Origin of the sequence: Adlercreutzia sp. ZJ138 (genome assembly GCF_011038935.1) — a bacterium.
Classification (GTDB): Bacteria; Actinomycetota; Coriobacteriia; order Coriobacteriales; family Eggerthellaceae; genus ZJ141.
Window position 1 is genome coordinate 46,967 of the sequence record NZ_JAAKEA010000017.1, and the last position, 12,854, is coordinate 59,820.

Below are 12,854 nucleotides of genomic sequence, written 5' to 3' on the forward strand. Positions count from 1 at the left end.
CTCCCGCGTGTTCAGCACGCAGGCCCAAACAACCTTGGAAGTCGAAACGAAACGGATCAGTAGCCTTTCATGAAATACCTTTCACGAAAATGCGGTGACAACGCGGCCGCGTGCTGGTCAAACGGTTACGACACCCCGAAAATCGGGTCGAGCACCTTGGAGTACCACGTTTCCGGGGGCTCGATTTCGTCAGACAGCACCTTTGCCGACACGGATGCCTCCGATTCGGTAGCCTCGATACCGCTCACCTTGCCAGCCTGCTCGCCTTTCTTCACCCACCCATACTGAGAGCGGGCACGATCCTCAACGCCGGCGTTGGTTTGCAGGTACGCGACGCTTCTCTCAAGCGCCTCGTTGCGCTCAGCAAGCGCCTGGTATTCCACCTCGAGGCGAGCTTCCTCGCGAATTGCCTGGTAATACGTACGAGCCGACGGATACAGAAACGATGCCGACAAGAATAGACACACAACCACTGATGCACACACCGCAGTGCGAGGGCGTTTCAGCGCCGACAGCGCTGCGGATACCACACCTGAGAGCGAGAAGCCAAAGCTCCGCGCAGACCCTGCATCGCCAGTCTGCATGCGTGCAGCTTGACGATGTTTTGTTCCCATTTCGCCTTTATATACGGCAGCCCGCGACGAACCCTCGCCCGCATCCGACGCGCCAGTGGTGCCGAACTGCTTAACAAACGCACGCTCGGCCTTTGCTTTCGCGCGAGAGCGCTTCGCCTGCTCACGCAGATGGGCGCGTCGCTGCAGCGCAGTAAGTTCGCCATCAAACTCGTCTTCCTGTATGCGGGAAGCCTTGCCACCACGACTGACCCGAATGGAGGAAGCACCATAACGTTCTTTACTGTAGCGTTCTTTACCGTAGCGCTCCCCATAATAATCGAGTCCCGCATAGCGGTCTCCGCGTGCGCCTGACACACCACGCGACAGCACACGACGGGAGGATGCGCCTTGGCGCGCCTGGTCGAAAGACAGAATGTTGCTGTATTGGGTCACCGGGATTCGCCCCTTCGGCACCGTGTTGCGTTTCTTGTTCGTTTCGTGCTGGAAGCTGATTCAGGATACCACACCCACCTACGGCATATGGGACAAAGTATCCTTACCGTCAACAAAAAACCGCCGTCTGTTTTAGCGGCGGTGGAAATGGCGAAAACGATATGCGAGCGCAAATGAGCGAACTCGAGCGACCCTACAGGTTAACCCCTTCCCTATAAGTCGAGCTCTTTCACGTAGGTAGTCCACTTCTCGAAAGAGTCATCGCTAATTGCGTGCTCCATCAGGCATGCCTCCCGCTCGGCAACCTCCTGATCGATGCCGATGGCCTTCGTGAGAAACAAAATGAGCAGACGATGCCGCTCGTACACCGCCGATCCGTACGCATACCCTTCGGCAGTGAGCGTAATGTCGCCGTAATAGGGCTGGTCAAGCAAGCCTTTTTCCTTCAAAGCTGTAACGGCTTTGCTCACCGATGCCTTAGAAACACCCAGTTTTGTGGCAACATCGACAGAACGCACCGACACCTCCGTCGTGCCGCCGAGCATGACTATAGCTTCTAGGTAGTCCTCATGCGACGTCGATATTTTCTCCATGGCAGACCCCTTCTATACGTGTGCTCTCATGGTAACACACGCCGCTCGGGAAACCATCTATCCTTCAAGCGCCACGATGCCGTCCCGCACCCGAACGAACTCCGCCACAAGCGCGTCAACTTTTTCGTCAAGGCCCGTATAATCCTCATCGCGCAGCGTCTGTACAACAACGCCTGCCAAGCTGCTCAGATGAACAAAGCCCAGATTCGCCGACGACCCTTTCAACGCATGAGCCGCACGCTCAAGTTCGCCCCAATCGCGTTCAGCAAACGTCGACATAAGCCGCTCTTCATAGCTTTCCTTTGCAAAAAGCCGCATCATCGATTGCAGCAGGTCGATGTTGCCGCAGAAGCGGTCTGTTGTTTCTGCAACGTCCATGCCTAACGCTGCGAATTTGCTTTCAATGCCCATTGGCCTCATCCCCCTTCATAATCGGGCAGTGGCAGAGCGCCAAACCCTACCACCGAAACCATGCCGTGGTTTTCACCCCAGATGCAGCTTTGTAAAGTTTTCCTTATTTTTGCGAGTTTCATCCGTTTTTGCAAGTTTCATCTTCGTTTCATCTTCCGAAGAAACCACTGACGGAGGAGGGCCGCTCAAGGAAAGGGAGCGAGGCGTTTAACCCGTCGTATCAATCGAGCAGGCGAACCTCGAACGCGCCGTCTTCGTACACCATGAAGCTGTTCGAGCCGTCTTTCGGAAGCGACACGCTGCCGGGGTTCACGAACAGCACGCCGTCGCGCACAACCTGCTGCTTCACATGCGTGTGTCCGCTCACCACCGCAAATATCGGCGCTTGTGCTGCAGAAGCGGGGTGTGGCGGTACGTTATCAGGCCCGAACACATGGCCATGCGTAAGCAGCAGCTGGCGACACGGGAAAACAGGCGATGCCGCATTGGATGCGGTACCTGATGTCGTGTCGGACATAGTGCTCGAAGCGGCGTCAGATACAGGATCAGCCACACCATCGGACATGATGCTCGAAACACCTGAAACGTCGTCGCAGGCATCACCCTGCCCTACCTCAACACGAAACGGTGCCGCACCACCGTCCGACAGCAGCACGTAATCACCCATACAGGGAAACGACAGCATCATCTGGTCGACTTCCGAATCACAGTTCCCTCGCACGGCCACAATACGGCTCGCAAGGTTGTTCAGCATGGCGGCCACCTCGGCCGGCGCGTAATCACGCGGCAGCGGATTGCGCGGACCGTGATACAGCAAGTCCCCCAGAAGCGCAATAACATCGGGACGCTCCTGATGGATATGGGAAACCAGCTTGCGACACCAGTATGCCGATCCGTGAATGTCAGATGCGATAACCAGCTTCAATGCAATCACTCCTTTCCCGTAAGGTCGGCAACTACGGTGCGCCCAGCAATGAACCCCGACGACCCACATGTCGACAGCCCTTCAACACTGCCCGCAGCAGCGGTGCCGCAGCAGTACAAGTTGCCAATGGGCTTTTCCAACTCATCAAGTACGCGGCATTCCTCATCGGTCATCACACCCCCGCGGGAACTGCTACGTACCGGAAACTGTTTCAACGCGTAGTACGGAGCCTTCAAGGACTTCATTTGCAGTTCGCGACCAAATTCCTCGTCCTTTTTCTTCTCCATTGCTTTGTTGAACGCCTCCATGGTAGCTTCTAGCGCATCGGCAGGAATGTTCATGGCTGCCGCAAGATCGGAAACGGTGTCGCACGGACCCACCAAGCGATCCGCGCGCTTCGTCATCACTTTCGCCGCACTGGCCGACTGCACGCCTTCGCTCATCTGGTTGTCGAAGATGCTCCACCAAAACCCCAGCTCGTCCGCCACGCACGCTTCAGCCGTCGCCGAAGCGTCATCTTCTCGCGCAAGCCGCTTACCCGCTGGGCTCACATTGATCAACGGCGCGAACATGCCCCACCACGTAGCGTCGGGAACATCGCTTGCCACCATAATGGACACATTGAGGTCGGCAGTGGCCGCACCAACGCTCGAGCACAACGAAAGCGCGTTTCCCTGCGACAAGCGCGAGCAGCATCCCAACAGCTCTTGATCAGGGTTGTTCGCATGAACCATGAGCTGATTGGCACCGTAGCCTCCCGTAGCGACTACCACCGCGCGGGCTCGCACGTCAACCGTTCCCGCCTTACCCGACGTGAAACGCGCACCGGCAATAGCTCCCGTGCCATCCCGCACAAGCGCAACGCACTCGTGCTCCGTCGTGAATGTCACGCCCTTTTCCGCCAGCTTGTCGCGCAGCGGCAGCATGATCATTTCCGTGTCGCCAAGGCCCGAAAACGACACGAGTATATCGACTGGGCCATCCTGCTTGTAGCTTTTCGGATCGGCGAACGACGCCCCGTACTCGTCAACCAAGTGATCGAGCCATTCAGGTGCGCTTTTTAGCATGCTTTCGGCACGATTCGCCAAGGTGAGGCCAGCTTTAAGATACGAATCTTTGTTGCGCTGCCAAAACGCCGAGGGCGACTGTCCGATACCTGCCTGTTTTTGCAGCTGGGTGTCGCAAACACGAATCACCCCGCTCGATTCATAGCTTTCACCACCAAGCAGGTCTTCTCTTTCCATGACCAGCACTGACAAACCCGATTCCACCGGCAACATAGCAGCGGACAAGCCGGCCATACCACTGCCCACGACCAGTACGTCAACGTTATAGTCAAACGACACCGCAGGCTGCCCCACTGCCGAATATGAGCGTACGTCGCCCGTTGGCGCTGACGGTGCCTGCGTGACACATGCCGTAAGTCCCAAACCGGCCACAGCCGATGCAGCCCCGGCACCTGCCAGCTTCACGAAGCTCCGACGATCCATACCTGCCTGTCCCTCCTTCACACCTGTTAAGCCATCACATTTGCACACTGTCATTTGTCGCATTGAGTTCGATATCACGCCGCACCACGCACACACAGCGTTTCACTCGTACGCCTTGTTACTACACGACTCACCATCACATGCCTCGCTATCACACGCAGCACGACCTCCATAAAACGACGCTGTAGGAAACGGCGGTTCAAGTGCACGCTTGAATGCCGTGCGGCGCACCGTTGCCAATACACGAGCAACATCGCCTTCATCAAAGCCTCGACGCACTAGTTCATCTGCGTCCAAACCATCTTCTTGACTGGCGATAAGCAACCGGTCGAGCACGTCGTAGGAAATACCCATGGAACGCTCGTCTTCCTGATTTGCCGACAGCTCGGCACTCGGTGGCTTGACGAACACATTTTCTGGGATGGGAGCAATCTGACCTTGAGATTGCGCTTGCTCGTTACGCCAGCGGCCAACCGCATACACATCGGTTTTGTACAAGCCGCCAAGCGGAGCGAAAGCACCGGCGGTATCGCCGTACAAGGTGGAATACCCCATAAACGCCTCGCTTTTGTTCCCGGTGTTCAAAAGCATCCATCCGTAGGTGTTCGACAGTGCCATCAGGCATACCATACGGCACCGGGCCTGCGTGTTCTCGGCGGCAAGTCCGCTCAGCCCCGCACTCCCAAGCGCCTCACGCAGCCCGTTGGAAAACGCCTCGTACGGCTCACGTATTGAAACCGTGCGCGACTCGATTCCTAAACAAGCCGCAAGCTCAAGTGCGTCGGTAACTGAATGATCACTAGAATACGGCCCTGGCAGCAACACGCCATGTACATGGGAAGCTCCCAGCGCATCGACGGCCATAACCGCAACCACACTCGAGTCGATACCCCCCGACAAGCCAATCACGCAATCGGAAAAGCCCGTACCTTCCGCAAACTCCCTCAACGCGCTTACGCATACGTCGTACTTCTCGGAGATATCCATCGCCTTTACTCCTTCATCGCATTGCCTGCACCACACACAATCACATAAACGACGCACGAAGAAGTGCTCTGTTAGTCGGAGGGAATGTCGACCTCGATCGAATCAATCTGCATCTCACGCCCTGCAACAAGCTGCGTCGCAAAACTGTCACACTTCGGGCAGAAGAGATGAAAGCGATCGTGCTCGAACTCGGCACCGCACTCTAAGCAGCGGCTTTTCGGTCTCACGATGTTCACCTGAAAAGCAGCATGCTCGCACAAAGCGTACTCCGGCAATTCACGCAGCGCCTCAAACGCAAAGTTCAATGCGTCAACAATAGCTTCGGTCATCTCACCGACAGACAGATCAATGCGCAGCACGCTCGTCGCACCGGCCTGTCGCGCCGACTCGCACACGGCATCCATGACCCCCGTCATGATTCCCAATTCATGCATGGGCGTTGCTCCTTGCCGATAAAAAACCCTGCCGAACCCTATTATGCAGGGTTCGGCAGGACGATAACACATACTCTTCCGAAACGGCCGTCGCATACAACGGATGATAAAAACACCGACACATCGCCATCATTCGCGAGCACGCCCGCACGCAACCGCGCGGACCTACTTCTTCTTGGCTGCACGCTTAATGGACACCGATTTCGATGTCTTCCGCTCGGTGTCATCATCATCAGCGTCCTGCGCTTCTCGTTTCTTGATACGCTTACTCAGCGCCACGCGAGCGATCAGCAAACTGCCCTCGTAGAGCATCAATAGCGCGGCGAACATGAGTAGCATGGTAATCGGCGAAGCGTCAAGCGTCACCATGGCAGACACCACCATGAGCACAACGTAGACAATTCGCCAATTCTCGCGCAACTTCTTGTAAGGGATTACGTCAAACAGCACCATGTAGAATACCAGCAACGGCAGCTCGAATGCAAAACCGAAGCCGATCTCGAAACCGATGATAATACTCAAGTACGACTTGGCTCGCGGGGTTATTTCAGCGAATCCCGCACCTTGGTCAGTGAGCCATTGAAATGCCGGGGGCAAAATGAGGAAGTAGCAGAAAATGGTTCCGATGATAAACAGGGCAACTGCAGCCGCGAACGTGGGAATAAACCATTTGCGCTCGCTCGGCTTTAATGCCGGCAGGAAGAACGCAAGAATCTGCCAAAGAATAATAGGTGCCGTAGCAACCACCGAAGCCCACATGGCCAGCGTAAAGCGAACGGTAAACGTCTCAAACGGATCGATTGCCGTGAGCATGTACGTGCCCTCGTCACCCTTCGGCAGGTAGTCGGCGATAGGCAGCAGCATGAACTGGGCAATGGTAGGCGCAGCAAAGTAGAATATACACACGCCAATGGCCAAACAAACCACAATGCGCACCAAGCGCATGCGCAACTCGCCCAAGTGATCAAACAAGGGCATGCGGGCAGCACCGATAGCCATGCGTTACTCCCCTTCCTTTATGTCGGCCGCATCAGATGCAACCTGATTGTTCACTTTTGTTGCAACACCCGATGTCACGGGTGCTGTCGCGGCCTTCGCCGCTGCGGCGCGCTTCAGTGCCGAGGGCTTCTCGGCAGCATTAGCTGTCGGCTCAGATGCCGTCGATGTTGCCGATACTGCCGCAGTAGGCTTTGCTGCGGTGGCCGCCTTGGCTGCACTCGCCGCTGCTGCTGTCGTTGCTGTTCCTGCTGTCGCCGTCGTTGCTGCAGCAGTGCCACCTTCGGTACGCAGGCGCTCGGCGCGCTCCGCAGCGTAGCGGGCTTTGCGCTCTTGGAATGACTCGCCTTGCCCCGCCTTCTTCGCACCAGTGTCTGATGCGGACTTCGCTGCACCGTCTGTCGCCTGCGCGGGTTTCGTCGCCGTGGATTTCGCAGCAGGCTTCGCCGCAGATGACGTGGGTTTCTTGGCAGCAGACTTTGAAGCGGCACTCTTCGCGTCCTTCGACGCCTTCTGCGCCTTCTTTCCAACCTCGTCAACCACATCGAGCGGATTCTTGAACGGCTCGTCGGAATCGGGATCGTATACCCCACTCTTCAACACGTCGTTCATTTCCTGCTGAGCCGCTCTAAACTTGCTAATAGCCTGGCCAAGCATCTTAGCCATAGCCGGCAGCTTGTCCGGCCCGAAAATGAGAAAGCCGAACACGATAATAAGAAAAAGCTCTATTCCACTTAACCCAAACAAAGCTCGCTCCTTTGCACGGTTACGCGCCTTTTGCGCCAATAGTTCCGCCGGGCGCGACACGCCGGGCACAATACCCCTTGCGGGAACAACCGGGATATAGTAGCACAAACAGCTCACGCCATGAGACCCCGCACCGCCTGCGCTTGCCGGTTTCTACGCACCGCCCAAAAACGCCAAACCAACCGTCGGTATGCCCAGTGCCAATACCAAAATAACGCACACCACCACGACAAATATGCGCTTGATGCGCTCAGCGCGCTCGCGCTTCTCTTGCGCGCGGCGTTCGCGTTCCTGCGCGGCCTTAATGCGCTCGCTTTTCTGCTTTGCAGTTAGTTTCTGCTTTGCCATAACGTTACGACCTGATCTTTCCCCGAATTTCGAACACACGCGCGATGTTGTGAGCCACTTCGACGTCCACATTCCAGCGATCCTGTTCGTAGAGAATCTTGCCGTCGACCATGGTCATAAGAACATCAGAGCCGCTGCAGGTGTTAACAATGGAAGCCGCCGGATCATCAAGCGTCGTCTGACGCGACCCTGCAAGGTCAACAGCAATGAGATCGGCAGCTTTGCCCAGATCGATCGACCCAATACGATCGTCCATCTTCAGCGCACGCGCACCACCGAGCGTAGCCATTTTCAGCACCGAAGCGCAATCGAGGAACTCGCCTACATTCACAGCGCGTTCAATGAGCATGCCGGTGCGCATTTCGATAAACATGTCGGTCGAATCGGTTGCCGCAGGCGAGTCGGTTCCTACGCCCACGCGCAGGCCAGCGCGCCGGAACTCACCGAGCGGTGCCACACCCATGCCCAGTTGGGCATTGCAGCGCGGACACACAGCCACGGCAACGTCGTATTCTTTGAGCTTTGCGATATCCAAGCGGTCAACATGGACGCAATGGATGGCCAGTACGTTATCGGCCTCGAACGCGCCCCAGTTCAGCGCATAGCGAACGGGCGACGCCTGTGTGGGAAGCCATGGCGGAACTTCCACGTAGCCACGACGATCCTCCATGGTATGAACGGCAAACGGCGACGAACCGTATTTAATGAAGTTGTACTCTTCACGGCTACCCGCAAGATGCATGGCGACAGGCAAGCCCTCGCTGCGTGCGAACTCAGCAACCGCCCCATACACCGACGGATGGCATTCATACATTGCTGCCGGGGCCACGCCAAGCGTAATGCGGTCGGAATCGATCTGGCCACGCCACCGGTCGATATCCTTCTGCGCACGAACGATTGCCTGAGGTACGCGCTTTTTATCCATAGCGCCCACTTCGCGGTAGATGACGCTGCGCAGACCAACACTTTGCGCAGCCGCGCATGCCGCACCAGTAGTGGTGATGTCGGCAACACAAGTGATGCCGCTCGAAAGCGCCTCAAGGCCGCCCAGCACTGCAGAATCGCGCCAATCGGACGAATCGAGCTTCAGGCTCTTTTCCGCGATGCTCACCGCCCACGACGCGTAGGGAACGTCGTGGATGATGCCTCGCATGACGGAGTTCTCCAAATGCGTATGCAAGTCGACCAAACCCGGCATAATTGCCGCATGCCCGTAATCGCGCACCTCTTCCTCGGGGTAGCGCAGACGCAGCAGGTCAGCCGAGCCAATGTCGCGGATGCGACCGTCGCGAACGAGAACGGCCCCGTTCTGGAACGGCTCGGACGTGATGGGGAGAATGTATTGCGCGCAGATAAGCATGGGCACCCTCTTCGTATCCGCTCGATAACGTAAGTTTGTATGATAACACTGCCGAGCGCGCGGCGCGAGAGCGCACACAGTCTCTGCGGTTGGAAATACGACGGTTTATTATCCTCGGTGGAAGCCTTTGTCGCTGAATTTGGCCCACATAAGGTACATCTCGCGGTAGTTATCCTTGATGAATGCCTGGATTTGACGAATTTCGCGGTCACTAAGGACACCTGGACTCTGAAGAACAGAGTCACCGTTCTTTTTGACGAAAAACTTAGCGGATCCTTGCTCGGTAAGCTTGCGATCACTGGCATGCACGTGCATGCACTCGATGATACAGTGGCTGGTGAAGTACAGGTAGTAGCCGCAGACCTTGAAGTTGAAGTATTTCGGCATGATTAGGCCGCCATGTATTTGAGACTGCGATCCAGGTAATCGTGCACTATTTCCAGCTCGATATCGTCCATGGTAGTTTCCCTTAGCTCGCCCTGCGCGCTGAAAACTGCAGCGCTTGTCGGGCGATTGAGGTTGAGCACGCGGATACTGTCACCGTTTCGAGTGAAAGCGTATCCATTGATGATGACATCGGCGGCATCGGCGACTTGCAGCACGTCAGGCATAGCTAACCTCCACGGTTTCGATGGAGCTAAGGAAGCTGTCGGGGTCAATGTAGAGATTCTTCAGGATGGGCACCAGGTCGATGTATTCCTCGGTATCGGGCAGGCCGTGATAACGGGCGGTAACGGCAAGATAGCCGCTGTCCCATTCTCGTACATCCAAGTACCGTTCCAGACGTTTTGGTGTTTTGAATCTTATACGACGTCCGTCGAAGGAGAAAGACGTGAGGTCGCCGTGACTACTAAGGATAGCCACGCTGCTCCGAGCCGTCATGCTGCCCTCCTTTCTCTTCTGTGTTTCGGAACCCTAAGCATACCAAAATCCTCTAAAGACTTCAGCCAAGTTGTTGAATAGTCAGGCCAACAGGTAATCAAGCTGCTTGACTGCCCATGAGCCAGCCAACTACATGGGATCATTAAAACGGTAACGCTCTCATTATGTACTACGCTACTACTACCAAGTTTAGCGATCTCTTATCCCAAGAAATGCAGGATTGTTCGCAAGAGAAACCACGAAAGACATATTCAGGTATGCCCAGACAAAGAAAACCCCACCTTGGGGCATGTTCCTGCGCCGTATGGTTGACACCCAAAAAGCAACCATCTACGTAAGTGGGTCTTCCTCGAAGCTGCTTTCGGCGGATCTTGCAACAGAGTTTCGAGGAAGAGCTCTTTCCAAAGAGTTGTTCCCTATGAGCTTTGCTGAATATGTGCGGTTCCACAGCGCGTCAACTAACGTGCTTACCCAGGTCGGTTCAACGGAGGAACAAAATGAAGTCTTCGGAAGCGCGACAGTTGCAACGTTGAGACATCTACTTGGGGGCTATCTGCTCCGGGGAGGGTTTATTGCCGTTCAGAGCTTGGAGCGCACCGATACTGTTCAGCTTCTTCAGGAGTATGCGCAGCGCGCAGTGAATCTCGACGTTGTCGATCGCTACGGTGTTAGGAACCCGCGCGTTGCGTCCCAGCTCCTTACGCGCTGCCTGCGAATGTCGGGGCGGGAGCTGTCGCTGAACAAGTTGCACCAAGCGTTCAGAAGTGCGAGTGTTTCCGTGGCCCGCGAATCGCTCTCAAACTTGCTGGGATACTACGAAGATGCCTACCTTGTGTTGACGTTGCGCGAGTTCTCACGTGCGCTTGCCGACAACACACGTTCGGTTTCCAAGGTATATGCCGTCGATCCGGGAATGTTTGTGGCTTTTTCACCTTCGACGGCGCGCGATGAGGCACAGCGTTTGGAAACGGCCGTGTTCATGAAGCTTCGTCGGGAAGCGGGCAGTTTGCGCGAAGGCGCGCTCGCTCGTGCACTCATTGACGATAGCGGACGTCATGAGGTTGACTTTGTCATTGGCGATGCGCTGATGCAGGATGCCTACCAGCTGATTCAGGTGTCGTGCGATGTGTCAGACGAAAAAACTCGCCTCCGCGAGGTGCCGGCGTTGCACGCTGGCATGAGACGATTTGACATCGAAGAGGGCACGATTGTGACACTAGATGACGAGGAAACGATCGAGGTACCAGAAGGCACCATCAACGTGGTGCCGGCATGGAAGTGGCTGCTGTAATGAAACAAAGCAACGTTCGTCACGCATGAGACATCGCAACATTTCATTGTTGCATGCGTTTCGTTTAGTCATCTGGGGAGGATCTACATTCCCCACATCTTCAAACCACAACCACCGGAAGTTCGACTGTGTTTTCCACAAGACAACCAACGTAGTAAGCGTATTCGTTTACAATGGGAGAAGATTGTCAGCAAATCAGAATTCACCTCGGATAGTTAGCCATGAAACGGTTTTCTTCATCGTATGTCTTCAGCAAAAGTAATTATGCAGTCTTGGGATGTGAGCATCTTAAGAGTACTGACAACACTGATAACAACTGGTATTCCTTCGCATGTATCGTAGAGAACATTATCCAAAGAGGAACCCCAACTCATCCATCAAAGCGACTGCAAAATGCCATCGGAAAGACCCCTCCCCCAGCAAGATTTCCCCGGCCGCTCAGACGATTGATCACACACGATCATTCTTGGCGAAAAACCATCAAGGGTTCCCCGAACGGACTGTTCAACCCTGCCTTGGAGTTTTACGAAACGTTGCTCCCTTCATCACTTCCAGCAGATTCTCTCTACATGCTGAACTTCGTCCTTCCCGAAGCTCGAATAGAAGACATAGTCGACAACTGCGATCCAGCATATTCCGAACAGTGCGTAGATTTCTATTGCCCCCGAGCAAGTCTCGTGTTGGAAGTCGATGGCTCCCAACACGAAACCAGTGGCCAGTCCTACCTCGACCGCAACCGCGATCTATACCTTGAAGCGAACGGCGTAACAACTATTCGTATCACCACCGATAAACTTGATGCTTCAAAAGCGGCACAAATGCTCTATGAGCGTTTCGACAAAGGCGAAGACGCTCCGAGCGACTTCGACGAGAAGACTGCCTTCGTATACGAAATAGCAATAAGACTTCAGATGGCTTTGCTTTCCCTCATTAAGCAAGGAGCACTTACGCCTGACAACCAAAAATGGGCGATTGATTTTATCTGCGACCAACCAGAAATTGATGAAGAGAAGCTTGTTAGAGAAGCAACGAACGACCTTTTTGATCTGTTTGAGAACCTCTGTGTTTTAGCTGACCGCAGCTTTAAACGTCCAACGATTTGCCTGTCCCACAAGACGGCTGACGTTAAACTCGATGTTTCAGCAACAAAGATGTGGTCTGAGATCGAATCGGAAAAAGGCACGGTGTATGTCCGCAACGATTATTACGAGACGATGGATCATTTCTTTGTTTCAGACGCAAATCCCATCGTCTATGGAAACACTGATTAATGGTACTTACACTGAGCTTTTCATCTTCGCCATTGAGTTTTTGCTTCAAATTGCCTTGAGAGACCCTGTGAGGCACCTTCTATCCTTCTATGAGGTACCCTACCAGGGGTTT

At 55.0% G+C, this 12,854-nt stretch carries 16 protein-coding genes; 2 read left to right on the forward strand and 14 right to left on the reverse strand.

Annotated features, from left to right (window positions below; translation table 11 throughout):
- Positions 1-125: 125 nt before the first annotated feature.
- The 14 genes from G7Y43_RS07855 to G7Y43_RS07920 all read right to left on the reverse strand — a co-directional run bounded on the left by G7Y43_RS07855 (position 126) and on the right by G7Y43_RS07920 (position 10,180).
- Entirely contained in the window at positions 126-1,007 is an 882-nt protein-coding gene (locus tag G7Y43_RS07855; RefSeq protein ID WP_165045771.1) for a septum formation initiator family protein, read from the reverse strand.
- Between the two features lie 212 nt (positions 1,008-1,219).
- Complete coding sequence (locus tag G7Y43_RS07860) at positions 1,220-1,600, reverse strand: metal-dependent transcriptional regulator (protein WP_165045773.1); 381 nt, start codon at positions 1,598-1,600, stop codon at positions 1,220-1,222.
- 57 nt (positions 1,601-1,657) lie between these two features.
- Positions 1,658-2,011: an Hpt domain-containing protein gene (locus tag G7Y43_RS07865; protein ID WP_165045775.1), complete on the reverse strand. Its 354-nt coding sequence runs from the start codon at positions 2,009-2,011 to the stop codon at positions 1,658-1,660.
- A gap of 220 nt (positions 2,012-2,231) precedes the next feature.
- Positions 2,232-2,945 carry a phosphodiesterase gene (yfcE, locus tag G7Y43_RS07870; protein WP_206215106.1) on the reverse strand — a complete coding sequence of 238 codons (714 nt, stop codon included), beginning with the start codon at positions 2,943-2,945 and terminating at the stop codon, positions 2,232-2,234.
- Complete coding sequence (locus tag G7Y43_RS07875; protein ID WP_165045777.1) at positions 2,942-4,426, reverse strand: FAD-dependent oxidoreductase; 1,485 nt, start codon at positions 4,424-4,426, stop codon at positions 2,942-2,944. Before G7Y43_RS07875 ends, yfcE begins: the two co-directional genes overlap by 4 nt.
- Before the next feature lie 102 nt (positions 4,427-4,528).
- Positions 4,529-5,413 (reverse strand): NAD(+) synthase, encoded by an 885-nt coding sequence (nadE, locus tag G7Y43_RS07880; protein ID WP_165045779.1) that lies wholly within the window; start codon positions 5,411-5,413, stop codon positions 4,529-4,531.
- Positions 5,414-5,484: 71 nt separating this feature from the next.
- Entirely contained in the window at positions 5,485-5,847 is a 363-nt protein-coding gene (locus G7Y43_RS07885; protein WP_165045781.1) for a hydrogenase maturation nickel metallochaperone HypA, read from the reverse strand.
- A gap of 165 nt (positions 5,848-6,012) precedes the next feature.
- Positions 6,013-6,846: a twin-arginine translocase subunit TatC gene (gene tatC, locus G7Y43_RS07890; RefSeq protein WP_165045783.1), complete on the reverse strand. Its 834-nt coding sequence runs from the start codon at positions 6,844-6,846 to the stop codon at positions 6,013-6,015.
- A gap of 3 nt (positions 6,847-6,849) precedes the next feature.
- Positions 6,850-7,707 (reverse strand): twin-arginine translocase TatA/TatE family subunit, encoded by an 858-nt coding sequence (locus G7Y43_RS07895; protein WP_241158202.1) that lies wholly within the window; start codon positions 7,705-7,707, stop codon positions 6,850-6,852.
- 36 nt (positions 7,708-7,743) lie between these two features.
- Positions 7,744-7,938 carry a CASC3 protein CASC3 gene (locus tag G7Y43_RS07900; protein ID WP_165045785.1) on the reverse strand — a complete coding sequence of 65 codons (195 nt, stop codon included), beginning with the start codon at positions 7,936-7,938 and terminating at the stop codon, positions 7,744-7,746.
- Between the two features lie 4 nt (positions 7,939-7,942).
- Positions 7,943-9,298, reverse strand: a complete 1,356-nt coding sequence (locus tag G7Y43_RS07905; protein WP_165045787.1) for an amidohydrolase family protein — start codon at positions 9,296-9,298, stop codon at positions 7,943-7,945.
- 108 nt (positions 9,299-9,406) lie between these two features.
- Entirely contained in the window at positions 9,407-9,685 is a 279-nt protein-coding gene (locus tag G7Y43_RS10830) for a DUF4160 domain-containing protein (RefSeq protein WP_165045789.1), read from the reverse strand.
- 2 nt (positions 9,686-9,687) lie between these two features.
- Positions 9,688-9,909: a hypothetical protein gene (locus tag G7Y43_RS07915; protein ID WP_165045791.1), complete on the reverse strand. Its 222-nt coding sequence runs from the start codon at positions 9,907-9,909 to the stop codon at positions 9,688-9,690.
- Complete coding sequence (locus tag G7Y43_RS07920) at positions 9,902-10,180, reverse strand: hypothetical protein (protein ID WP_165045793.1); 279 nt, start codon at positions 10,178-10,180, stop codon at positions 9,902-9,904. The genes G7Y43_RS07915 and G7Y43_RS07920 overlap by 8 nt, the downstream gene beginning before the upstream one ends.
- A gap of 220 nt (positions 10,181-10,400) precedes the next feature.
- On the opposite strand from G7Y43_RS07920, the gene G7Y43_RS07925 reads away from it, so the two are divergent.
- Positions 10,401-11,471 (forward strand): ATP-binding protein, encoded by a 1,071-nt coding sequence (locus tag G7Y43_RS07925; protein ID WP_255464359.1) that lies wholly within the window; start codon positions 10,401-10,403, stop codon positions 11,469-11,471.
- A 569-nt stretch (positions 11,472-12,040) separates the two neighbouring features.
- Entirely contained in the window at positions 12,041-12,742 is a 702-nt protein-coding gene (locus G7Y43_RS07930; RefSeq protein ID WP_255464361.1) for an endonuclease domain-containing protein, read from the forward strand.
- Positions 12,743-12,854 lie beyond the last annotated feature (112 nt).

Coding starts and splice junctions, on each gene's coding strand:
- G7Y43_RS07900 (WP_165045785.1), bottom strand. CDS start 7,938: ATGGCAAAGCAGAAACTAACTGCAAAGCAGAAAAGCGAGCGCATTAAG.
- G7Y43_RS07875 (WP_165045777.1), bottom strand. CDS start 4,426: ATGGATCGTCGGAGCTTCGTGAAGCTGGCAGGTGCCGGGGCTGCATCG.
- G7Y43_RS07905 (WP_165045787.1), bottom strand. CDS start 9,298: ATGCTTATCTGCGCGCAATACATTCTCCCCATCACGTCCGAGCCGTTC.
- G7Y43_RS07860 (WP_165045773.1), bottom strand. CDS start 1,600: ATGGAGAAAATATCGACGTCGCATGAGGACTACCTAGAAGCTATAGTC.
- nadE (WP_165045779.1), bottom strand. CDS start 5,413: ATGGATATCTCCGAGAAGTACGACGTATGCGTAAGCGCGTTGAGGGAG.
- G7Y43_RS07920 (WP_165045793.1), bottom strand. CDS start 10,180: ATGACGGCTCGGAGCAGCGTGGCTATCCTTAGTAGTCACGGCGACCTC.
- G7Y43_RS10830 (WP_165045789.1), bottom strand. CDS start 9,685: ATGCCGAAATACTTCAACTTCAAGGTCTGCGGCTACTACCTGTACTTC.
- G7Y43_RS07915 (WP_165045791.1), bottom strand. CDS start 9,909: ATGCCTGACGTGCTGCAAGTCGCCGATGCCGCCGATGTCATCATCAAT.
- G7Y43_RS07930 (WP_255464361.1), top strand. CDS start 12,041: ATGCTGAACTTCGTCCTTCCCGAAGCTCGAATAGAAGACATAGTCGAC.
- tatC (WP_165045783.1), bottom strand. CDS start 6,846: ATGGCTATCGGTGCTGCCCGCATGCCCTTGTTTGATCACTTGGGCGAG.
- G7Y43_RS07865 (WP_165045775.1), bottom strand. CDS start 2,011: ATGGGCATTGAAAGCAAATTCGCAGCGTTAGGCATGGACGTTGCAGAA.
- G7Y43_RS07885 (WP_165045781.1), bottom strand. CDS start 5,847: ATGCATGAATTGGGAATCATGACGGGGGTCATGGATGCCGTGTGCGAG.